Here is a 23,617-nt window from a genome sequence, read left to right as displayed (position 1 = left end):
CTGAGATTCTTGCTGCGCTCAGAATGACGGATGTTGAAGACCGCTCCTCACCTGGTCGTTACGGGCGTCACTTGGTCGCTACGGCGTCGTTACTTGGTGTTTGCCGTCATTTTGTGTTGGCGGTCATTTTAAAGATAGCCTGCGCGTTCGAGCTGTCGAAGCTGAGATCGAGTGGGCTCTTGCCATTTTTTTCAGGCATGCGGAGGCGGGTGATGAACTCGTAGAAGGAGCCTGGAACTTCTTTGGTGACGGTGCTTCCGTCCGGTGCGCCGAAGTTGCGTTGGACGCGGGCGGCGAGGAAGGCGGTCTGACGCACGCGACCGGACTGGGATTTTTCGACGACATCTTTGATGGGCTGGTTGAGGGCCTTCAATTCGGCTGAGAGCTGGTCGACATCGGCGACGCGATCGGTGGCGTGGTTGAAGGCGTTGCCCTCGGTGGAGATCCAGGCCATCTCGGGCGATTCGGCCAGGATCGCCTGATAGTCGGCAAATGCGGGCTCGGCGTGCTGGCGCTTGAAGACGGAGACGAGGACGGGGAGGAGTTTCTGTGAATCCTCCATGGAGAGAAAGCCTTCGGTCTCAAGCTGTTTGAGGAGGGTTGCGGCCTCGGGAGTAACAGGATCGACCGAGGTTGCCGTGACGCGAGCGACTGCAGCCTGGAAGTCGGGCGAGAAACGCTCGGGGTGCAGCTCGCTGATGAAGAACTGCGCGATGTCCTCGGGGTAGTCGGCCTGGGCGTGGGAGCGACCGGTCATGCGTAGCCGCTCGAGCGGATAGACGCCGTTGAGCGCGTAACCAAGCGGACGCAGGATGCGGGTGATGGCCTCCTGTCCGGCGGGAAGCGCGCCCATGCCTTCGAGCCCGACGGTGCGAACAGCTCCATGGTCGTGCATGATGGTGCGTTTCTGGTCGAGGCAGCGTTGAACATATCGCTCGGCGGCGGGGACGCGCTCGAGGAGATCTTCGAAGAGAAGCATGTTGAGCGCTTGGGCGAGAACGGCGCGGGAGGAACGGGGTCCTGCGTCGGCGACGAGAGCGGCATGGATGACAAGGACGCGGAAGAGGCGGCTGGTACGGTCGTGGCCGATGCTGCGCTCAAGAAGCTGATATAAAACGCCGGTCTCATGTCTCATGGTCTGGCTCCTGGGTTCGATTGCCTGGTGCGCGCGAACGATCCATCATGCTCAACGAGGAAGGACACTGTAGATGGTAATCCTCCGAGGCAGTTCCATGTGTCACGCGGGCCGGACTGGGAACAGAATGCGTGGGAACAGAATCGGCGGGAGTTCGGGATCGGCCATCTCGATCCGCGCGATAGGACGAAGTCCGCGGACGGAGTTTCCGAGGAACGCGGCCTCGGCGCTACGCAGGTCGTCGAGGGTAAGGGGGCGTTCGGCGGCATTGAGTTCGGTGGCAAGGACGTGGCGACGAAGGACTCCGGGCAGAACGCCGGATGCGAGGGGCGGAGTAAGGAGCGATCCTTCAAGGTTTACGAAGAGAGTGCTGATCGCTCCCTCTGTGAGCTCTTCTTTTTCGTTAAGGAAGAGGACCTCATCAAAGCCGTCCTGACTAGCCCTGGCGTACTCGCGGTCGTAGAGCTCGCGCTGTGTGGTCTTGTGCCGGAGCAGGAGATCGCCGGAGTTCACCCGGCAGGGAGATATGCGGATCGTGATAGGGGCGGAATCTTCCGTGATGGCTGTGGGCGACACGGTTACTTCGCCGTTGGCCGCAAGGAGGAGACGGATGCGGAACCGTTGCTGGAGCGCAAGCGAGGCTGCCAGTTCCTCGATGCGCGATTCGATGGCGCTGCGGTCGAATGGAAAGTCGAAATAAGCCGCCGAAGAGGCGAGGCGATCGAGATGCAGCGGCAGATATGGCATGCCGTGGCCGTCGAAGAGCATGGTTTCGATGAGCTGAAACTGCGGCGCGGTGCGAGTGAGAAAGGACGCCTTGAGCTGGCACTCACGATACTCCGACGCAGCATCGGAGTCGGCAACGATGCCTCCGCCGACTCCCATCCTCGCGATTCCATCGCGCAGGACGAGGGTTCGAATCGCCACATTGAACTCTGCATCGCCGGAAGGCGCAATGTGGCCGATCGCCCCGGTGTAAACCCCGCGGGGCTGACGCTCGAGCTCGTGGATGATCTGCATGGTGCGAATCTTCGGCGCGCCGGTGATGGAGCCCGAGGGAAAGAGCGCATGAAAGATGTGGGCGAAGGTGAGGTTGGGACGAAGCTCGCCGGAGACCGTGGAGGTCATCTGCAGCAGCGTCCTGTAGCGTTCGACCGCGAACAACGGATGCGCATGGACGGACCCCATGCGGCATATTCGACCGAGGTCGTTTCGCAGCAGATCGACGATCATGACATGCTCGCTGCGGTTTTTCTCGTCAGCCTCGAGGCGCATCATCTGCTGTTCGTCCTCGGCGAGATCGAGCCCGCGCGGCATGGTGCCTTTCATCGGGCGCGTGACGATGCTGCCGTCGCGAATCCTGAAGAAGAGCTCCGGTGACAGCGAGACGATGTGGTGGCCGGCGACGTTCAGCAAGGCGCCGTAAGCGACCGGTTGCGTCTTCGAGAGCACTGCCAGGCAGGCTGCGGCGTCGTGGTGCGTCGACACAGTGACGGAGTCGGTGAAGTTGACCTGATAGGTGTCACCGGCCTCGATATATCGCTTGATGGCAAGAATCTTCCGCGTGTACTCGTCCTGGGGAATATCGAGGGCGGCTTCGCTGACGAAGATCTCGGGAGGCGCGACGGAAGGAACCGCAGGAGGTGCGGGGCCAAGGAAGTCGCCAACGGAATGATCGAAGACAAAGGGCTGCGCGTAAGCGCCGAACCACGCCAGCGGCAGCGAGTCGCCGGTCGCGGGAGCTGGAGTGGAATCGCGCCTGAGTTTGTGTTCAAGGAAATATCCGCACTCGTAGGCGAGGTAGCCGGCAAGGTGAAGACCGCGCTGACGAGCGGTCTCAATCCATCCGAAGAGCGCGTGAAGCTCGTCTGTAGTGTTCGCCGAGACGGCTTCAATGGGATTCAGGAAGAGGTAGCTGTGATGATTCTGTTCATCGAAGCGAGAGGTCTCCAGCAACACGGCGTCGGGCGAGCCAGCAGCGAGCGTTCGAAGATATTCCGGAAGCTGAGTCCACGCAGACATGAATCGCTTGCGATTGTTTCATGTCTGCGGGCCAGGTGATAGGCGTGGAGATGCCGGGCGAGCGGCTCCGAGACGAGAACGGCTCTGGACACGCGACGAAACAGTCTCCGGGCTGGAGGACTTCAGGGTGATCGTGACGTCCTCAGAGCCGGGACGCGGATGAGTTGCCACCAGACGTACCGGGCCGGGCCGCGCCGCCGGTACGGACCCACACGGCTGCTGTGCCGCCGATCAGATTATTCCTGGCCCAGCCCGTACTTCTCCATTCGATAGATCAGCGTCCTGCGACTGATATCGAGATACTTGGCTGCTTTGGTCTGATTCCCTTTGGCCTGCTCGAGGGCGCGTAGAATCAGCTCGCGCTCGATGGCCTCGAGGCTCACTCCCTCCTCGGGCAACTCGATCCAGAAGGTTGAGCTATCGGGCGGAACACGGCGTATCTCTTCGGGAAGGTCGGCCTCCGTCACCAGATTGGAAGAGCTGAGAACCAGCATTCGCTCCAGAACATTCTCAAGCTCGCGAACATTGCCTGGCCAACGGTAGCGCGTGAGATGTTGCATGACGGTTGAGGAAAGTTCCACATCCGCGATTCCATGGCGCTCCTTCGCTTTACTGAAAAGATGCTTGACCAGCTCCGGGATGTCTTCCCTGCGCTCGCGTAACGGAGGCAGCAGGAGGGGCACCACAGCCAGCCGGTAGTACAGATCCTCGCGGAAGGCTCCGTCTTCAATCATCGCCTGCAGGTTGCGATGTGTCGCAGCCACTACCCGGACATCGACCTTCTGGACTTCGGTCGCGCCGATCTTCGCGATCTCTCCCTGCTGCAGAACGCGGAGAAGCTTCACCTGTGCATCCAGCGGAAGCTCACCGACTTCGTCGAGGAAGAGGGTTCCGCCATCGGCGAGCTCAATCTTGCCGGGCCTGCTGGTGTGAGCGCCGGTGAAGGCTCCGCGCGTGTAGCCGAACAACTCGGCCTCCACAAGCTCCTTGGGAATGGAGCCACAGTTGATGGTGACGAAGGGACCGTTTTTTCTTGGGCTGTTCTGGTGGATGGCACGGGCCATCAGCTCTTTTCCGGTTCCCGTCTCACCCTGGATGAGCACGGTGGTGTCGCGCTGCGCAACGCGGGACGCCTGATCGAGCACGCGAAGAAGACTCTTTGCCCTGCCCACGATTCCCTCGAAGCCATAGCGCTGATCCAGCACGGAGCGGAGATTCCGGACCTCTTCGAGAAGGTTCTGGCGCTCCATGGCACGGTGAACGACCAGCACGAGCTCTTCGAAGTCGAGCGGCTTGGTGACGTAATCGTAAGCCCCCAGCTTCATCGCCTCGACTGCGGTTTCGACGGTGCCGAATGCCGTGACGATGATCAGGGTGGGCTGGATATCTTCAGCAGCTATGCGACGCATGAGCTCCAGGCCGCTGGTAGGCATCTTGAGGTCGCTGATAACAAGCCGCGGCCTTGTCTCGCGGATGAGTTCATAGGCTTCGGCCCCATCGGCGGCGAGCGTAACCTCGTAACCAGCCTCCTCGAGCTGCATCTTCATCACGCTGCGAAGGCTGCTGTCGTCGTCCACCACCAGGATCTGCTTCGAGCTCATCGAGCACCGACCGTCTTCTGCGTGCGCTCCAACGGCAACTCAAGCCGAAACGTCATTCCGCCAGCCGAATTATTGGAAGCACGAAGCCATCCACCATGCTGCTCGACGATGTTGGCGGCGACTGCGAGGCCGAGGCCAGTCCCGCTCTCTTTTGTCGTGAAGAAAGGCTCGAACATTCTGTCGATCTCCTGTGGGGATATGCCGCAGCCCTCGTCGGAGACCTCTATACAGAGATTTGTACCTTTCGCAAAGGCTCGCACAATGACGCTGCCTCCGCCGTGTGTGGCCTGAATCGCGTTGAGGACGACGTTCAGCAGAACCTGCTTCATCTGTTCGGCATCGCAGTCAATGACGGGAAGTTGCTGCGGCAGATCATCGAGGATGGCCACCTGCTGACGCATGGCGGTGTGCCGGGCGAGCACGGTTACCGAGTGCACGAGAGCGGCGGGATCGACGCGCTGATATCGCGGCAGGCGTGGGCGGGCGAAGTCGAGGAAGTTCGTCAGCAGCTTGTTGAGGCGCTGCGATTCCTTCTCGAGGATTCCAAGGCATTCCTGCCTGTTGTCCGGGGACGCGTTGCCCCGCTTCAGAATTCCCGCGGCACCGGAGATGCTGGCGAGAGGGTTGCGAATCTCGTGAGCCAGGCTTGCAGCCAGTTGTCCGGCCGCGGAGAGCCGTTCGGTCTTCTTCATCTTCTCTACATTTTCACGAAGCTCGGTGTAGACGTTCTCGAGCTCCCTCTTTGTCGACTCCACCCTCAGGCGCTGTACCCGCTCACGGTCGGCGAGCAAGCCGGCGATGATTCCGGCGCTGCCAAAGATAGCCAGCTCGAGCAACTGGTCCTGGGCATCCATCGGCCAGCGGGCCCAGTGCCGGGCAATAATCGGGGCCTGCATGAGGATGCCAAACAGCAGAGCCTTTACCGCTCCGCGCCACCCGAAGAGCATGCCCGCCATCATGAACGGCAGGAAATTAAGATGATGCAGCACATTATGCAGCGCAACGGCCCGCGGCGAGGTGAACCACGTAGTAAGGGCAAGCAGAACGATCATCGCCGCGATGCCCGCAGCCTTCACTCGCTGCAACCGCAGGACCTTCAAGGAAGGTGGCACGTGCCCCATCTCGTTATTGTCCCACGCAGCCGCTTCTGTCCGCTCCAGCAGCGGCGGGAGACGCGTGACTGTCACTGTTGACGAGAACCAGGTATGCATCAGTGGGAACGGATGCAATTCAATCTCCATCTTTGTTGGAGCGCAGGTCTTTGAGTAAGCGATTGAAAAACGAGTAGACCTGCCCCATAGCGGACAACCTGCGGGGGAGAAGTGTACGAAATGGGACTCTCAACGTCTGAATCCTAACCTTTTGACCGCATTCGCTTTGGCCTCTCGATTGCTTTCTTATCCATGTGCATCTGCGATGGCTTCTTATCGTTCTACTGTTCTCTGTCGGTCCTGCGGTTGCGCAACAGCCGGCCCAGCCAGACGACGCTCTGCCTGCAACTCCTGTCCCGTCTCAGCCTCGACCTCCGACGCCCGCGCTACAGGCATCCGCCGTTCCTCTGACTCTGGAAGAGGCTTTGAAGATGGCTGACCAGAATAGCCCTCGCCTGAATGCGGCCAACGCGCTGCTGGACAGGGCGAGCGCGGCGACCCTGACGGCTCGCGCTTATACAAACCCGCAGGTAGAGTTCTATGCCGGACCGCAGAGTGCCCGGAACATTCCGACACCCGGTGTACCTGGCCTGTTGCAGCACTATTCGGTATACCAGACGATCGAGGTGCCTCGTGAGCGCGAGACCCGTCGCAGGGTGGCCGACCTTGGACGAGTGGGCCAGAGCTATCAGCGGGACAGCGAACGACTGTCGGTTACGGCAACAGTCAAGCATTACTTTTACGAGGCGCTTCGGTGGAAGCACGAAATAGAGCATGCCCGCGCAAATCTTGCTCTTGTGCAGGACCTTCGCAACCGCGTAGAGATAGAGGTTCGAGTGGGCGAAAAAGGACGCCTCGAGCTGACCCGGGCTGAAGCTGAGCTGGCGCGCGCGAATTTTGCCGTACGCAGCGCACAGATCAATTTCGTCAACGCGATTGCATTGCTTCGGGCGGCGATCGCTGCTCCACCCGACATTCCATACGATCCCCGCGGAGATCTCGAGCCTCCCATGCGTTTTGGGCCTCTCAATGAACTTCGCTCCCTGGTGCTGAGGAATCATCCCGTGATCGGGGAAGCCAATACAGCGATCGAACAAGCGGACGCAGAGCTGGAGCGTCAACGTGCGCTTCGCATCCCGCAACCAATTTTCTACGGTGAGTGGGAGAAACAGCCTGACCTTACCTTCTGGCGAATGGGATTTACGGTGCCGCTTCCGGTATGGGATCGACGCCGTGGCCAGATTGCCGATTCTCAGGCCGCGATCCGGCAATCGTCGGCGATTCGCAACCAGCGCCAGCTTGAGCTGACCGCCGCGCTCGAACGCGCGTATGAGAGCTACCAGCTCGCCGATCAGCAGGCTACCTCACTGCAGGCGGGATCGCTGCGCGAAGCAGAGAGCGCGGTGGATGCGGCGATGGCCGCTTATCGTTTCGGCGAGCGCGGCATCGTGGAGGTGCTGGATGCGCAGCGCGTGCTGCAGAGCGTCCGCGGCGATCTGCTTGACGCCCGCTTCGCACGGCAGGCGGCGCTGGTCGATCTTGAAGAACTTGGTGTGGTCCCGTCTGGAGAAAAGCATTGAAGACCGTAAAGCGTACAAGCTCCCTCGCCAGCTGCGCGCTGGCATCTGTTGCTGTGCTGTTTGCTGCCACCGGCTGCCAGAAAGACACGCCGGCCCCCGCGGCGGCGAAGGCTGAACAGGACCCGACTGCCATCACCGTGAGCGCGGAACTTGCGAAGCAATTATCGATTGGGGAGCCAAGGATGCAGGACGTCGCAGGGTCCCTGCAGGTTGCTGCTCGCGTGGATACCGATGCCAGCCGGATTGCGCGCATCGGTTCGCCGGTTGCGGGGCGCATTATCAAGTTGCTTGTGCTTGAAGGACAGTATGTCCATCAGGGCGGCGCTCTCGCGACGCTGCATAGCACCGATCTCTCCGACACGCAGTTTTCCTTTGTGAAGGCTACCTCCCAGGAGAAGCTCGCCGAGCAGGCGACGTTGCGCGCGGAGCAACTGGTAAAGGCCGATGTGATGGGTCTCGCGGAGCTTGAGCGCCGCCGCGCAGAGCTCCTCCAGGCCTCGACCGAGGCCTCCGCATTCCGCACGCAACTGGGCGGCCTCGGAATGTCCGACGCAGCCATTCACAGGCTCGAAAGCACGCGAAAATTGAATGCGGATTATCCCATCCTGTCTACCATCAGCGGAACCGTACTCGAGCGCAAAGTCACCCTCGGGCAGATCATTCAACCCGCCGAGATTGCCTTCATGGTTGCCGATCTTTCCAACGTGTGGGTCATCGCCGAGGTTCCGGAAGAAAGCTCCGGTCGTCTTCGCAAAGGAATGGATGTAACGGTGAGGATTCCCGCGCTACCGGACCAGGACATCCGGGGCAAACTCTCCTACGTATCTCCGATCGTCGATCCGATCACACGCACGGTGCAGGTCCGCATGGACCTTCCTAATCCCCACGGCATCTTCAAGCCTGCCATGCTTGCCGGCCTGACCTTCCTCGATGCGACGGAGCGCAAGACCACAATTCCTGCCACCGCCGTTGTCCGCGAAGAGAACAAGGACTTTGTTTTTGTTCAGATTGAGCCCACGAAGTTCAGGCTTCGCGAAGTCTCCCTCGGCATGGAGAGCGGAGACAACCGTGTGCTCGAGAGCGGAGTGAGCCCCGGCGAGAAGATCGTGCTCGATGGTGCCTTCCACCTGAACAATCAGCGCAAGCAGAATGCCATCAAGGGAGGCGAGTAGCAATGCTCCAGTCCATCGTTCACGGTGCGCTGAAGCATCGCCTCATCCTCGTTGTAGTCGCGATCGCCCTGCTGGGTTTTGGAGTTAACGCCGCCCGGCATCTTTCTGTTGACGCCTTCCCCGACGTCACCAATATCCAGGTTCAGATCGCTACAGAAGCTCCCGGAAAATCTCCCGAGGAGGTCGAGCGGTTTATCACGATCCCTGTCGAGATCGCGATGACGGGTCTTCCCGGCATGACCGATATGCGCTCGATGAACAAGCCCGGCCTTTCGCTCATCACGCTTGTGTTTGAAGACGGACGCAATCTTTATCTTGAGCGGCAGATGGTCTCCGAGCGTCTCAGCGAGCTTCGCGACCGCATGCCCGAGGGCGTAACGCCGGTTCTTGGCCCGATCACGAACGCACTGGGCGAGGTGTATCAATACACGCTGGAGCGACCGGACGATGGACAGCGCCCCCTGAGCAGGGATGAGCTGATTGAACGCCGCACCGTGCAGGACTGGGTCGTGCGGCCGCTGCTGCGTTCGATCTCCGGCGTGGCCGAGATCAACTCGACGGGAGGCTACGTCAAGCAATACGAGACCCTCGTCGACCCGCAGAAGCTGCGCTACTACAACCTCACGATTCAGGACGTCCGTAATGCCCTCGCCCATAACAACGCCAACGCGGGCGGGGGAATCCTTCCTCAACACGCCGAACAATACCTCATCCGCTCGGTGGGCCTGGTTCGTGACCTCGATGACATACGGGGCATCGTGCTCAAAGAGTCGGGCGGCACGCCAATCTATATCCGCGATGTAGCCAACGTCCGCTTCGGTACCGAGGTGCGGTATGGAGCCATGATCAAAAATGGCTATACCGAATCCGTCGGCGGAGTTGTCCTGATGATGACCGGCGGCAATGCCAAGGAGATCGTTGGCCGGGTGAAGGAGCGCGTTGCTGAGATCAATTCTAAGAACATGATCCCGGGCGGCCTTCAGATCAAGCCCTACTACGACCGGTCCCAGCTCGTGGACGCGGCCATTTATACCGTCACCGAAGTGCTCGGCGAGGGTATCGTCTTCGTCATTATCGTGCTCGTGCTGTTCCTGGGAGACCTCCGCTCAAGTCTGATCGTCAGCGCGACTCTGCTGGTCACGCCGCTGTTGACCTTTCTGGTAATGAACCAGATCAATCTTTCGGCGAACCTTATGTCGCTGGGTGGTCTTGCCATTGCGATTGGCCTGATGGTAGACGGCTCCGTCGTCGTGGTGGAAAATGTGTTCGCAAAGTTGAGCCATGCGCGACATCACGGGCACGAGATCAGGTCGGCGCAGGGCAAGATTCACATTGTGCTTGACGCTGTCGGAGAGGTTGCGACACCGGTTCTGTTCGGTGTGACGATTATCATCCTGGTCTTTCTTCCCCTGATGACGCTTGAGGGAATGGAAGGCAAGATGTTCGCTCCCCTCGCATACACGATTGCAATAGCGCTCGCCATCTCCCTGGTTCTTTCGCTCACGCTATCGCCCGTTCTGTGCACCTACCTGCTTCGCGGAGGATCCGAAGACGATACCCGGCTGGTGCGGCTGCTGCGACGCCCCTACAATGCCATGCTTCAGTGGGCTTTATCGCATCGAAAGATGTCAGTACTTACGGTAATTGCGTTGTTCATCTTCGCTCTCTGCCTTTTCCCGTTCCTCGGCACCGCCTTCATCCCGGAGATGGCGGAAGGCACACTATCACCCAATGCCGATCGTGTGCCTAATATCTCTCTGGACGAATCGCTTCGCATGGAAATGGCTATGCAGAAGACCATGAAGACCGTGCCCGGGGTAGAAAATGTCGTCTCCCGCATAGGCCGTGGTGAATCTCCCGCTGATCCCGCAGGACCCAACGAAGCCGACGTGCTTGCCTCGCTGACCCCCATTGAAGAGCGACCCAGCGGTATGACCCAGCAGAAGATCGCCAACCAGATGCGTGACAAACTCACATCGATCCCGGGCATCAACCTGGTCATGTCGCAACCTATCTCCGACCGCGTGGACGAGATGGTCTCGGGGGTTCGCGCCGACGTGGCTGTCATGCTTTACGGTGACGATCTGGATGTGCTGGTTCAAAAAGCACGACAGATCGCCCGCGTGGCCAACGGCATCCAGGGGACGCAGGACACCCGTGTCGACCGGGTGGGCGGCCAGCAGTATCTCAACATCGATATCGACCGCCGCGCCATCGCCCGTTTCGGGTTGAATGCAGCCGATGTCAACGACGTGATCGAGACCGCGATCGCCGGGAAGTCGGCGACAGAGATCTATGAAGGTGAGCGACGCTTTGCGGCCGTGGTTCGTCTGCCACAAACTCTCCGCGACAGCGTACCCGATATCCGCGAGCTGCAGATCAGCTCGCCCGATGGCCCTCTGATCCCTCTCGACAACCTGGCCAAGGTCAGCGTGAAGGAAGGCCCCGCGCTGATCAATCGCAGTATGGGGAAGCGACGCATCGTCGTCGGCGTTAATGTTCAGGATCGCGATCTCGGCGGGTTCGTTGCAGAGCTTCAGCAAAAGGTCGATAACCAGGTGAAACTACCTCCCGGCTACTACATCGAGTGGGGGGGGCAGTTCCACAACATGGAACGCGCCATGCATCACCTGATGATCATCGTGCCCATTACGATTGCGGCGATCTTCTTCCTGCTCTTCGTTCTCTTTCAATCCGTACGCTTCGCCGCACTCATCATCACCGTACTTCCGCTGGCGTCGATCGGAGGCGTTCTCGGGCTCTTCATCTCCGGAGAATATCTGTCCGTCCCCGCATCGGTGGGGTTCATCGCCTTGTGGGGAATCGCGGTGCTCAACGGAGTTGTGCTCGTCTCCTACATCCGCAAGCTTCGTGGCGAAGGCATGTCACAGGAGGATGCGGTCCTCGAAGGCGCTCGTCTTCGCTTCCGTCCTGTCATGATGACAGCGACCGTCGCCGCGCTGGGCCTGGTTCCGTTCCTGTTCTCCAATGGAGCGGGATCAGAGATTCAACGGCCGCTGGCCATCGTGGTTATCGGCGGCCTGCTCAGCTCCACACTGCTGACGCTCATTCTTGTTCCTGTCGTGTATGCCACCTTTGAAGGCAAACAACGGGACGCATAAACGCCCGTTGTTTCGCGTCGACAATGGAAGCCAGGCTTGATGAGGAAGCGTCATCACCGGATTCCTTTCGAAGTTAGAAGACCGAAAGGCTAGGGCCTGCCTGCGTAATCTCGATAAGCCGGCAGGCCGAGATCCGGAAGGCTGGTGGCCTGCATCGCAGCCCGCACAATCGCCCGCGACATAACGGTTGCTGCGATCGCTCCAATGGCCGATACGTCGGCCTTCACGTTGGCAGTCCCGGTCGACATCGCAAAGATAGTGTCGCCATCTCCCATGGTGTGGACGGGATTGATGGCACGCGCGTAGCCGTCGTGTGCCATCTGTGCAATCTTGGTCATCTGGGTCTTGGTGAAGGGTGCGTTGGTTGCGACGACACCAATCGTGGTATTCGCTCCATTTTGAACCACCACGCGATATCCTTTCATGATCGCTTCCATGGAGTCGCGATAGCCCTTGCCGTCTTCACTCCGCGCCCCGGCAACGATCTTGCCCGAGTGCGGGTCCACGACGTCTCCCACTGCATTCACGGCGACCAGCGCGCCAACGACGATGCCGGTATCGCCAATCTTGACGCTTGCGGTTCCGAGACCGGACTTCATGGTGAACTTGGGGCCGAACATCTTCCCAATAGTCGCTCCTGCGCCTGCGCCCACATTGCCCTCGGCCACGGGACCTGTTGTAGCTGCGACGCACGCTTTATATCCCTCCTCGTCGCCGGGCCGGATTTTGAAATCGCCGACCCCCAGGTCCATCAGGATCGCCGCGGGCACAATCGGCACAACGCCTTTGCCGATCTTGAACCCGAGATTATGTTCTTCGAGCCAACGTACGACTCCTGTAGCGGCAGCAAGGCCGTAGGCACTTCCGCCCGATAGCAGAATCGCCTGCACCTGCTGTACAGAGTTGGTCGGCGATAACAGGTCGGTCTCTCTCGTTCCGGGTGCCGAACCGCGCACATCCACGCCAGCAGTCGCGCCGTTCTCGCAGATCAGCACCGTGCAGCCGGTGGGCCGTGTGGAAAGAGTGTGATGTCCTACCTTCAAACCCCGTACATCCGTAATCGATCCACCTTCGGGAAGCGGTAGCGGCCCATTTGGAGCGGCGAACGCGGCCTCCGAAGGCAGTACGGCGACCATGGGAAGTCCAAGGAGATTACGGGTAAATTCACGACGCTTCATTGCCAACCTCAAAAAGAGATAACGACTGTATTTCTACGACAGCGTCTCTTCCATCGACGACGCTTTCGGTACCGGGACCGAAGGGGCAAAGATGCGAAATCCGATCATGACGATCGCCGCCGTCGCAATTCCGATCGCCTGCGGGGAGAGCACACCCACGCCAGCTCCATGCGTCAGGCGTATGGTCACAACGGTTGCCGTGAGCGCGGCGAAGATGCTGCTAAGCGCCGCTGCAGACAAGACACGCTTCGAATAGAGACCGGCCAGCACGGGCACAAACAATGCTACCGCGATCAAACCATAGAAGATTGAGACCGCCTGAATAATCGACGGCAGAATCATCGCGAGAAGGATACCCACAATGCCGGCGCCGATTGAGGCCATGCGGCTGACCCACAGCATTTTCTGCTGCGTAACACCCGGATTTAGAAATGTTTTGTAGAGATCAACCGCGAGCGACGTGGACAACATGAAAAGAATGGCGTCGGTAGCGCTAAGCTCTGCGGAAAAGATGGACGCCAGCGTCCACACCCCGAGCCACTCTGGCAGTAATGACTTCATTGCCGTAGGCAGTGCAAGTTCCGGATTCGCCAGGTGCGGCATGGCTGCAAAGGCGCAGAGACCGAGGACAGGCGGTACGAAGGCAAAAATCGCCTGCCCCAGGGAATTGAGCCCTACGCCCCGCCGCACCGTCTTTACATCGCGCGCGCCGTAAACCTTCTGCACCAGCCCCGGGGAGACCATGAACGAAGGCACAAGGATCGCAATCCACGCCAGGAGTTGATGCGCGCCGGCTCCGGTAATGCTGAACAAGGCTGCGGTCTTCTCCGCGCTGCCCGTATTCGCGAGCACCATATCGTGCATATGCGACCATCCGCCCAGAGCCCGTAGCGCAAAGGGTACTGCCAGCAACAGGCCGGACATCGTTACCGCGAGCTCGAACATGTTCACGAACGACGACGACATCATTCCGCCGGCCGTGCAATACACAATCGCGACGACGCCGCCGATCAGGCATCCTTGCCACTTCGGAATTCCCGCGACCGTGTTCAAGATCCACGAGATTGCAATCAACTGGCCCGCAAGAATCGCCAGCGCACCGAACCAGAAGAGCAGGGAGATCACAACCTTTACGGCCTTGCTGTAACGAAACTCCAGATAGTCCTGCAAGGTCGCGAGGCCGTGCTCCTTCGCAATCGTCCACAGCTTCGGTCCCAGAAACTGAGAGAGCAGGAAGGTTCCGATGCAGGCGGAACCGACCCACCACCAGGCCGACATGCCCATCCGATATCCCAGGCCCGTAGCTCCCACCGTGGACCCCGCGCCGATGTTCGCAGCCAGAAACGTCGCAAACAGGCGCGTCGTCCCCAAACTGCGCCCCGCAACCAGGTAGTCGGCAGAGTTCTTCACCCTGCGGCTCATCACAATGCCGAGCGCCATCAGAAAGATGGAGTACAGCAGCAACGCGATGAGATAGATATTCATTCCGTCCGGCCCTTCATTCAACTCCCAGCAACTGTACCGCAGTCAGTGCCATCACCTTCGCCGATGTAACAATATCGTCGATGCGGCAGTACTCATCCGGAAGATGGGCCTGGGCGAGCAGCCCTGGACCATAGGCGACGCATTGAGCCACGTTGGCGATTCTGACGACATGCTTCTGATCATAAGTGCCCGGGCTCGCCGCGAACACCGCCTCGGTTCCCGCCACCTGCTGAATACACCCCGACAGCGTCTGCACCAGGTCGCAGCTCCTGTCCGTCTGCACCGGATGCACGACCATAAGATCCTCCAGTGTGTATTTGAACTCTGGGTTGGCCGACCTGTACTTCTCCAGCATCTCGGAGATCTCGCCGCGCACTTGGTCGAAGGATTCTTCCGACAAGAACCTGCGATCGAAGATGGCTCCCGACCGGTCGGCCACGCACGGCGTCTGCGTTCCCTCCTCCGGCTGTCCGCCAAAGACGGCGTTTACATTGATGCTCGCGTAGCGTGACTTCGGCGGTTGCACCGGGACCTCTGTCTTCCGCGTCGCCAGCTTCGGCTTCAGCTCGTGCGTCACTCCATGCAGGAAGTCCGTGAGGTGATCGATGGCGCTCACCCCAAGGTGCGGCATGCTGCCGTGCGCGATTCGGCCATGTGTCGTCACCTTGAACCAGTACACTCCACGATGGCCGAGGTAGATGTGGTTCGTGTCCGTCGGTTCGGTAATGATGACGTAGTCGTTCTTGTCCTTGCCCAGCCAACCCTGCTTCGCCAGATAGGCGACGCCTGCGAATCCACCGCTCTCTTCGTCGACGCTTCCACTCTGCTCGACGGTTCCCCGCAGCTTCAGGCCGGCACGCTTCACCGCCTCAATCGCAAAGATCGATGCTGCAATTCCAGCCTTCTGGTCGGAGACTCCGCGGCCGTAGATCTTCCCATCCTCGATCGCGGCAGCGAATGGGTCGCGAGTCCATCCATATCCCACCGGAACGACATCGAAGTGTCCGTTGAAGTGGAGAGAGGGCCTCGATGCTGTTCCCTTCATACGCCCGAATACATTGACCCGCGGATGTGCCTGGGTATGCTCCTTCATTCCGTCCGCGGTGATGTAGTTGATCTCGTAGCCAAACTTCTTCAGCTGATCTCCAATCAGCTCTGCTCCCTCTCGATACAGATCGCCCGGCGGATTCACTGTGGGGACGCGAACCAGGTCCTGGAGGAATGAGATCATCTCGTCCTGAATCTGGTCCACGTTGCTACAGATCGCCTCTTGTGTCTTCGCCGATACTTCCGTTGCAGCCATTTCCTTACCTCAGGGGGGAGTGCTCCGCGACGGATGTCCGGAGCAGCCGTGTTGAAGGTTGCCGGGGCTGGCCTCGCGAGCCCGGCAACCCGGTTAGAAGCCGTACTTGAAAGCCAACTGGACGACACGCGAGTCGTTGCCGACTGTCGACGTGATGCGTCCGAAGGTGGCCGTGCCAAAGGTCAGGCCCGGTTGTGCGAAGCGGGCCTCATTGAAGACGTTGAAGACCTCGAACCGGAAGTCCGCATGCTGGTTCTCCGTAACCCGGAAGATCTTGAACAACGACATATCGGTCGTGTTGAACCCTGGCCCGACAATCACGCCGCGTGGCTCGTTGCCCGACTTGCTGTTGTCAATTCTCGTGCCGAGCATTGGAAGCGAGAAGCACGACGTATTGAAGAACGTCGAAGTCGTCCCGACGTTTCGATTTGCCAGATTGTTTGGATTGCAGGTCATGTTGGGGCGGAAGGTGAGCGACTGCGCCGTGGTCACCGAATTCACGACCGTGAAGGGATTGCCCGACTGCACCTGGAAGATGCCGTTCACCTGCCATCCTCCAATCAACAGCCTCTCCACGGCTGGTTTGCCGATCAACCTCGGCAGTTCGTAGCCGAAGCTGAGCACGAAACGGTTACGTGTGTCGAATAACGAGTTGCCTCGCTCTCGAGCCAGTGCTGTATCGATGGAGTTATCGTCACCGATCGTGACCGGCAGGATCGGCCGCGAATCATTGCCGATATTCAGACCCGATACGTGGTCGATCGAACGGCTCCATGTATATGCGGCCGTCGCAGTCGCGCGATGCCAGCTGCGGAGCGTCATACGCGCCTGCAGCGAGTCATACCAGCTCTTCGCCGCCGAGAATGTCGGCCTTGTGAGTGCAAATGCCGGAAAGACCGCTCGCGTGCCAGCAGCATAGGCGTTCGAAGCGCTGGTCGAAGGAACAACATTGGTGGGGTTTACTTCGATGAAGATCGGAAGCTGCTTGGCATTTGTTCCGACATAGCCCAATTCAAAGCCGATATTCTGCGTGAACTGATGCTCTATGCCCAGGTTGTAGTGCTGGATGTTTGCAGCCTTGTAAGAGTGCGGCAAGGTCCACCCGATGAACGTCAGGCCTGGAGGGAATCCCACCGGTCCTGATGTCGACCCAATATATGGATTAGAAAAGTACGTCGGGTTTGCCGAACTGAGAGGACGCGTATTCAAATCGATCTGCTGCAGCGGCTGAAACGGAGGCGCAAGGGTACCGTTCTGGAAAAAGTCGCCCTGACCGGGAATCGTATCGAAGTAGATCCCATACGCCGCACGCAAGACCGTCTTGCCGTCTCCTGCAGGATCGAAGATCGCCGCAAGACGCGGAGAGACGTTATTCGTATCGGCATAGTACGTTGCAGCCGGAGTGTTCACGTCACCGGGGTAGACCAGACCCACAGGAGCATTCGGCTGCACCGTGGACTGCTGTCCCGGATGCAGAGCAGCAAGGTGCCCCTTCGCCTCGGTATAAGGCAGGTTCACCTCATATCGCGCACCGACCACGACAGTCAGCTTGGGATTGATGCGGAACTGATCTTGAGCATAGCCGGAGTACGTCCAGGACTTGCCGGACATCGCGGGATCGCCAGAGCCTTGCTGAAAGGTTTGCGGGAGTCCAAGATAAAAATCTGCGAGAGCATTCGTCGTGAAGAAATTGCCGAATGTGAACGCACCGTTAGGCCGGTTGATATAAAGCAGGCCAATCCCTTCGCGCCGCACCTCGCCACCGAACTGGAAGGTGTGCCTTCCTTTTATCCACGTAAAGTCATCGGAGATGGTGTCCACGCTGTTGGAACGCGAAGCGAACGGTTGCTGTGCGTCTCCCTGCGTAAAGAAGCCCGTTACAGTTACATTTGGCAGACCCTCCGCTACAGGATTGGTCGAGGTAAAGCCATAGCCTGCCGACGCCAGGTCAAGGCCGCTGGTCGCGTTTGGAGTGCCGTTGATCCACTGCCGCGCATAACGGGCAACGTTGATCTTGTTTGTGCCGATCAGCCACGTATCCGAACCCATCGCATCCTGTAGGGTCATAATCTGCCGGTTGCCCGTCGGAGCAAAGTTCGAGGGCGTGATCGGACCGAACAGGTTCTGATGCGACCTCATATAGCGCCCCAGGAACGAATGACTGGCGAGCTTGAAATCAGCGCGAACTCCCCACATATCGCGGTTATCGATATTCGGCGGAGCAGCCTGATAAAAGCCGTTCGGGGTGTTAGGCAGAGGAATGTAGGTGTTTAGCAGATAGCTCGTCACAGGGCTCACGCGAGAGGGATCGATTCTGTTCGGCGTCCCTTGGTAGTTGAACTGGGTCCTCGTCTGCGGATCGACAATCGCGCCCGTGCAACCCGTCTGACCGACCGCGGTGCATCTTTGTCCCGTTGTTGGATTAACATAGCTTGCCGAGAAGTCACCGCTGCGCTCCGCCGCGGTCAAAACCCTCTGGTTCAGCACGTTGCTGGTCGCGTCCTTAAGGCGAAAGCCCTCGTAGAAGCCGAAGACAAAGAGCCGGTCGCGAATGATCTTGCCGCCTGCTGCGCCGCCGAACTGGTTCTGCTGATAGTTCGGCTTCGTGGTCGAAAAGTAGTTCTTCGCCGCCAGCGCCGCCTCGCGATTGAACTCCCACACACTGCCATGCCAGGAGTTGGTACCCGAACGCGTCACCACGTTGACCACCGACCCCGCGCTCCGCCCGTACTGCGCGTCGTAGGAGTGGGTCATTATCTTGAACTCTTCAATCGCGTCCGGCGGAGGCCGCATCACGAATCCGCTATTGAACGAATCGTTGTTCGGTGCGCCATCCAGCATGAAGTTATTCGACTGGTTCCTCATGCCGTTCACGTTGAAGCTTCCCGTCGAGTTGCCGAAGCCGCCCGGTGTTGCAGTCCCGCTCGCGCCACCCAGAGCCGCAGGAGCTGCTACTACGCCTGGAATCAGCGTTCCCAGCTGCGCGAAGCTTCTTCCGTTCAAAGGAAGATCCACAACGGCCTGGTGATCCACGACAGTCCCAAGAGTCGCGTTTCCTGTTTCTACCAGCGCCGCGGCGCCGGTCACCGTCACCTCTTCCACCACTCCGCCGATGGTAAGGTGAATGTCTGCGCGGGAGGTACCATTCACCTGCACCAAAACCTTATCGACGATCGTCGTCTTGAAGCCCGTCATGGAGGCCTTCACCTGGTAAGTCCCCGGATTCACCAGCGGAAAGGCATACGCCCCGTCTCCCGCAGTGATCGCCGTTCGGGTTTCGGACGTCGCCACATTCATAAGCTCAATCCGCACCCCGGGTACGACTTGTCCCGCAGGGTCGGAGACGACACCGCTCATCTGGCCGGTAGCCTGCGCAAACAACGAACGGGGTCCACATAACAAAGCAGCGAACAACAGAACGGGAAAAAGGCGGCCCAATGCCGCGAAGGAGAACTTCAGAGAGTAAAACGCAGATGCCTCACGCATAACCAACCTCCAGGTCATTCAAGGTACAAAGAGGTGTAGCTCGAGCATCCCGAAATGGGATGCGGGAAATAGCATGGTGCTTATACGACGGGATTGGGGAGACAATATAGGTTGACAGACCGGCTGTCAACAGGTTGTATACTGATTTTGAAAATTTCAATACCGCCCTAACTGCCGGGGCGCGTTTATTCTTACTGAGCTTGTCGCACACACTCAGCTTCCTCCGTGGAGTCACAAATGGAAAGCATAGTTGAACCCCTTTATCGTAAGCTGCGTCAGGACATCGTTGAGTGCGAACTCACTCCCGGGCGTGCCTTTTCCGAGGCGGAGTTTGGCCGCCTCTACACCGCCAGCCGCACTCCCGTTCGCGAAGCCTGCCGACGTCTTGAGCATGAGGGCCTGATTCGCATCATCCCCTTTCGCGGCTATATGATCGCGCCGCTTTCCGTCGCTGAGTTCCACGATCTCGAAGAGATGCAGCTCATCTTCGAACCCGAGGCCGCGGCCCTCGCCGCAGAGCGCGCCAACACCGAAGAACTGGACGAGATGAAGAATCTCGCAACCTATGAGTATCGCGTCGGCGATCGCACCAGCTACCGCGAGTTCATCCAGACGAACTACCAGCTCCACACCCTTATCGCGCAGTCCACGCGTAACAAGCGACTCTTTGAACTGGTGAGCAATATTCACATCCGGCTCATGCGCTTCTTCTACCTCGGCCTGCCCTTCGACTCTTACGGTCCCGCACTCGTCGCCGAACACATTCGCATCGTTGATGCCATCCGCGACCGCGACGTCGTCGAGGCGCGCTGTCGAGCTAGCGAGCACATCCGTATGGCCATGGAACGCAGTGCCAGCCTCCTGATGAGTGCGATCCGTTTCGGTGAGGCAGTCTTCGATGCCAACAGCTCCCTCGACGGAACCATCACCAACACCCGTTCCCGCGCCCGCCGCGTCTAAAACCTCATCAGCCTTCCCCCTCGGAGCGCTATCAATATTTCACCTCGCAGTACGGAGCCATATGTCAGAACAGCTCACCTCTCAGGAAGTCATCCAGCTCACCAAAGACCATAACTACGGCACCTGGCGCAAACAGAAGTTCTGGAACCCCAATCACCTCGTCTCCGCGGATGGCTGCTACTTCACCGACGGCAACGGCAAGAAATTTCTCGACTTCTCTTCGCAGCTGATGTGCTCGAACCTCGGCCACAACAACAAGGCCGTCATCGAGTCCATCAAGAAGCAGGCCGAGACCCTCGCCTACGCCGCGCCTTTCTACGCCACCACGGCGCGCGCCGAGCTCTCGAAGCTCCTGCTCGAGGTCCTGCCTGAAGGACTCACCAAGTTCTTCTTCACCACCTCCGGAACCGACGCCAACGAAGCTGCCTTCAAGATTGCGCGCATGTACACCGGCAAGACCAAGATCATCTCCCGCTATCGCAGCTATCACGGGTCTACCGCCATGTCGATTGCCGCCACCGGCGATCCCCGCCGCTGGCCCATCGAGCCGCGCGGCAAAGGCCAGGGCATCATCTTCTCGCCCGAGGTCAACTGCTACAAATGCCCCCTGAAGCATTCTTATCCCGAGTGCGGAATCGCCTGCGCTGACTACCTCGACTACATGATCGCCAACGAAGGCGACGTCGCCGCCGTCATCGTAGAACCCGTCGTTGGAACCAACGGCGTCCTCATTCCGCCCAAGGGCTACTTCAAGAAGCTTCGCGAAGTTTGCGATAAGCATGGCGTGCTGCTGATCGCCGACGAAGTGATGAGCGGATGGGGCCGTACCGGCAAATGGTTCGCTATCGACAACTGGGATCTCAAGCCCGACATCCTCACCACCGCCAAGGGCATCACCTCCGCTTACGTTCCACTCGGCCTCTGCGCCACCACGCAGAAGATCGCCGACTTCTTCGAGGACAACTACTTCGCCCACGGCCACACCTACGAGGCGCACCCCATGACCCTCGGCCCCGCCGTGGCCACGATCGGTGAGATGCGCCGCCTCAACCTCGTCGATCGTGCCAACGAGATCGGCGCGTACCTCGGCGAAAAGCTCAACGCGCTCAAGCCAAAACATCCCTCCATCGGCGACGTTCGCGGCATCGGTCTCTTCTGGGCCGTCGAACTCGTAAAGGACCAGAAGGAGAAGACGCCCTTCAACACCTGGCAGGAAAAACTCGACGGCAAGCCCATCGTCGTCGAGCAGATCGCCGCCAGGATGCTCGGTGAAGGCGTGGTCATGCAGGCCTGGATGAGCCACTTCGTCCTCGCTCCACCGCTCATCGTCGAGAAGGAAGACATCGACAAGGCCGTAGCCGCACTCGACAGCGCCCTCGTCATGGCTGACAGTCTGCTCGAGCAGCCAAGCGTAGCGTAGAGGGGGCAACCCAGGTCTCGCTTCTGAGACCTGGGCTCATCGACGTCAACTCGCCCATAGCTGCTTCTGCTTTTGTCTCTGCTTATTTTTTGAGTCGTCATTCTGAGCGAAGCGAAGAATCTCAGCAGTTCGCCTGCCCGCCACGGATTGCCCAGATCGACAACTACTTCTGCTCTTCAGAATAGGAGCTATCCTTCAAGGATCAACCACAGCAAAAGGGCCTTCGCCCGGGCCATTGTGAATCGAGCCACAACACCATCATCAACACGAGGCCGCCCATGAAGCTCTTCACTGCTGCTCTTCTCCTCTCCTCCCCCCTCTTCGCCCAGATGACGATGCAGATGTCGCACGAGGATGATCACCGTCCCGTCCCACTCGTCACCGGCATCGGCAACTCCAACCATCCCATTCGGATCGCCACCCCTGAAGCCCAGAAGTACTTCAACCAGGGCCTCGACTACATCTGGGCCTTCAACCACGACGAGGCCCGCCGCTCCTTCCAGAAGGCCGCCGACCTCGATCCCACCGCCGCCATGCCTCTCTGGGGAGTCGCCCTCGCCGTCGGTCCCAACTACAACGACATCGACATCGGCCACGTCCGCGCCCAGCAGGCCATGACCGCGCTGGCCAGGGCGCGATCCCTCGCTCAGACGCAGCCCGAACGCGACTATATAAGTGCCCTCTCTGCGCGCTACAGCGGAACCGGCGACAACATCGTCGTGCACGGCAACGAGTACGCCCAGGCCATGAAGGCCATTACCACCAGCTATCCCAACGACCTCGACGCCGCCACCCTCTACGCCGAGGCGCTCATGGATCTCAATCCCTGGAAGCTCTGGAACCCCGACGGCAGCGCAGCGCCGCACACCGACGAGATCGTCTCAACTCTTCAGGCCGTTCTCAAGAAGGACCCGAACCACGTCGGTGCGAACCATCTCCTCATCCACGCCACCGAGTCCTCACCGCACCCCGAGGTCGCCCTCGCCTCCGCGAAGTTCCTCGAAGACGCCACCCCGGCCGCCGGCCATCTCGTCCACATGCCCGCGCACACCTATCAGCGCACCGGAAACTTCTCTGGCTCCGAGCTTGCGAACGTACGCGCCGTCGCCGCCGATCAAGCCTACTTCAAGTCGCAACATCTCGAATCCGTGACGAACATGTACTACAACATGTACTACGTCCATAACATCCACTTCCTCGCGGCCGCCTGCGCGATGGAAGGCAACAACGCCTGCACCCAGAAAGCCGCCGCCGAGCTCGTCTCACAGGTGCTTCCCGCAACCAAAGAACACCCAGAGACCGAGTGGTTCACGCCCACCCAGCCCTGGATGCTCACACGCTTCCAGCAGTGGAAGACCATCCTCGCCTCACCCATGCCCGAACCGCGTCTCAAGGACCTCACCGCCTTCTGGCACTACGCGCGCGGCAACGCATTCGTCGCGCAGCATCAGCTTCCCGAAGCGCTCAAGGAGCGCGCCGCTCTGGCCGCAAGGATCGACACTCTCCCTGCCGACGCCATCCCCGACTTTCTGAATCCCGCAAAGTCCGCCCTGCAGCTCGCCCTCGACGTCCTCGACGCGCGCATTCAGGAGGCACAAGGGAACCTCACCCAGGCCATCGAGACCTGGCGCAAGGCCGTCGCCCTCAACGACACCTTCCTCTACAACGAACCCGCCGACTGGTACTACCCCGTCCGCGAATCTCTCGGCGGTGCACTCCTCCGCGCTCACAAGCCCGCAGAAGCCGAGGCCGTCTTCCGCCGCGACCTTGAGATCAATCCCGGCAACGGACGCTCTCTCTACGGTCTCTGGCAAAGTCAGCTTGATCAGAAGCAGACAGCAGAAGCCGCGAAGACCGAAGCGGAGTTCAAGAAAGCCTGGCAAAAGGCCGACACAACTTTAAACATCGCGACGTTGTAAGAGTCCACGAAACCTTAAGAGTTCTACAACGGTGTCTACGTTTCAGCCAAACACGCTGAAGCTCGCGTTATTTCAACCGCAGA

At 59.6% G+C, this 23,617-nt stretch carries 14 protein-coding genes; 6 read left to right on the top strand and 8 right to left on the bottom strand.

Annotation, left to right across the window (positions count from 1 at the left end):
* Window positions 1–106: 106 nt before the first annotated feature.
* The 4 genes from BDD14_RS17345 to BDD14_RS17330 form a co-directional block, all read right to left on the bottom strand.
* Window positions 107–1,135: a DUF1338 domain-containing protein gene (locus tag BDD14_RS17345; RefSeq protein ID WP_130419897.1), complete on the bottom strand. Its 1,029-nt coding sequence runs from the start codon at window positions 1,133–1,135 to the stop codon at window positions 107–109.
* Between the two features lie 102 nt (window positions 1,136–1,237).
* Window positions 1,238–3,157 carry an aminodeoxychorismate synthase component I gene (gene pabB / locus BDD14_RS17340; RefSeq protein WP_130419896.1) on the bottom strand — a complete coding sequence of 640 codons (1,920 nt, stop codon included), beginning with the start codon at window positions 3,155–3,157 and terminating at the stop codon, window positions 1,238–1,240.
* A gap of 236 nt (window positions 3,158–3,393) precedes the next feature.
* Window positions 3,394–4,758, bottom strand: coding sequence for a sigma-54-dependent transcriptional regulator (locus BDD14_RS17335; protein WP_130419895.1), 1,365 nt, complete (start codon window positions 4,756–4,758; stop codon window positions 3,394–3,396).
* Window positions 4,755–5,987, bottom strand: coding sequence for a sensor histidine kinase (locus BDD14_RS17330; protein ID WP_242618024.1), 1,233 nt, complete (start codon window positions 5,985–5,987; stop codon window positions 4,755–4,757). The genes BDD14_RS17335 and BDD14_RS17330 overlap by 4 nt, the downstream gene beginning before the upstream one ends.
* A gap of 353 nt (window positions 5,988–6,340) precedes the next feature.
* Between BDD14_RS17330 and BDD14_RS17325 the strand changes: the two genes are divergently transcribed.
* Genes BDD14_RS17325 through BDD14_RS17315 form a run of 3 tightly spaced genes read left to right on the top strand, consistent with a single transcriptional unit; the run spans window position 6,341 to window position 11,783 of the window.
* Window positions 6,341–7,489 carry a TolC family protein gene (locus tag BDD14_RS17325; protein WP_130419894.1) on the top strand — a complete coding sequence of 383 codons (1,149 nt, stop codon included), beginning with the start codon at window positions 6,341–6,343 and terminating at the stop codon, window positions 7,487–7,489.
* Window positions 7,486–8,661 (top strand): efflux RND transporter periplasmic adaptor subunit, encoded by a 1,176-nt coding sequence (locus BDD14_RS17320; RefSeq protein WP_242618023.1) that lies wholly within the window; start codon window positions 7,486–7,488, stop codon window positions 8,659–8,661. Before BDD14_RS17325 ends, BDD14_RS17320 begins: the two co-directional genes overlap by 4 nt.
* 2 nt (window positions 8,662–8,663) lie before the next feature.
* Window positions 8,664–11,783: an efflux RND transporter permease subunit gene (locus BDD14_RS17315; RefSeq protein WP_130419893.1), complete on the top strand. Its 3,120-nt coding sequence runs from the start codon at window positions 8,664–8,666 to the stop codon at window positions 11,781–11,783.
* An 89-nt stretch (window positions 11,784–11,872) separates the two neighbouring features.
* Here BDD14_RS17315 and BDD14_RS17310 read toward each other — a convergent pair whose 3' ends face one another.
* From BDD14_RS17310 to BDD14_RS17295, 4 genes are all read right to left on the bottom strand, one after another.
* On the bottom strand, window positions 11,873–12,961 hold the full coding sequence (locus BDD14_RS17310) for a P1 family peptidase (RefSeq protein ID WP_130419892.1): 1,089 nt from the start codon (window positions 12,959–12,961) through the stop codon (window positions 11,873–11,875).
* A 33-nt stretch (window positions 12,962–12,994) separates the two neighbouring features.
* A complete protein-coding gene (locus BDD14_RS17305; protein WP_130419891.1) occupies window positions 12,995–14,446 on the bottom strand; it encodes a sodium:solute symporter family protein in 1,452 nt (483 codons plus the stop codon).
* 13 nt (window positions 14,447–14,459) lie between these two features.
* Window positions 14,460–15,749 (bottom strand): acetylornithine deacetylase/succinyl-diaminopimelate desuccinylase family protein, encoded by a 1,290-nt coding sequence (locus BDD14_RS17300; RefSeq protein WP_130419890.1) that lies wholly within the window; start codon window positions 15,747–15,749, stop codon window positions 14,460–14,462.
* Between the two features lie 93 nt (window positions 15,750–15,842).
* A complete protein-coding gene (locus tag BDD14_RS17295; RefSeq protein WP_165420120.1) occupies window positions 15,843–19,235 on the bottom strand; it encodes a TonB-dependent receptor in 3,393 nt (1,130 codons plus the stop codon).
* A gap of 237 nt (window positions 19,236–19,472) precedes the next feature.
* Here BDD14_RS17295 and BDD14_RS17290 point away from each other — a divergent pair, with 237 nt between their 5' ends.
* The 3 genes from BDD14_RS17290 to BDD14_RS17280 all read left to right on the top strand — a co-directional run bounded on the left by BDD14_RS17290 (window position 19,473) and on the right by BDD14_RS17280 (window position 23,534).
* The gene (locus BDD14_RS17290) at window positions 19,473–20,195 is read left to right on the top strand and encodes a GntR family transcriptional regulator (RefSeq protein WP_130419888.1); all 723 of its coding nucleotides are present in this window, start codon (window positions 19,473–19,475) and stop codon (window positions 20,193–20,195) included.
* A 61-nt stretch (window positions 20,196–20,256) separates the two neighbouring features.
* The gene (locus BDD14_RS17285; RefSeq protein ID WP_130419887.1) at window positions 20,257–21,615 is read left to right on the top strand and encodes an aminotransferase family protein; all 1,359 of its coding nucleotides are present in this window, start codon (window positions 20,257–20,259) and stop codon (window positions 21,613–21,615) included.
* A 278-nt stretch (window positions 21,616–21,893) separates the two neighbouring features.
* Window positions 21,894–23,534, top strand: coding sequence for a tetratricopeptide repeat protein (locus tag BDD14_RS17280; RefSeq protein ID WP_130419886.1), 1,641 nt, complete (start codon window positions 21,894–21,896; stop codon window positions 23,532–23,534).
* Window positions 23,535–23,617: the final 83 nt, after the last annotated feature.

Source organism: Edaphobacter modestus (assembly GCF_004217555.1).
GTDB classification, from domain to species: domain Bacteria; phylum Acidobacteriota; class Terriglobia; order Terriglobales; family Acidobacteriaceae; genus Edaphobacter; species Edaphobacter modestus.
Note: the sequence above shows the minus strand (reverse complement) of the source record. Positions and strands in the feature narration are given on the sequence as shown.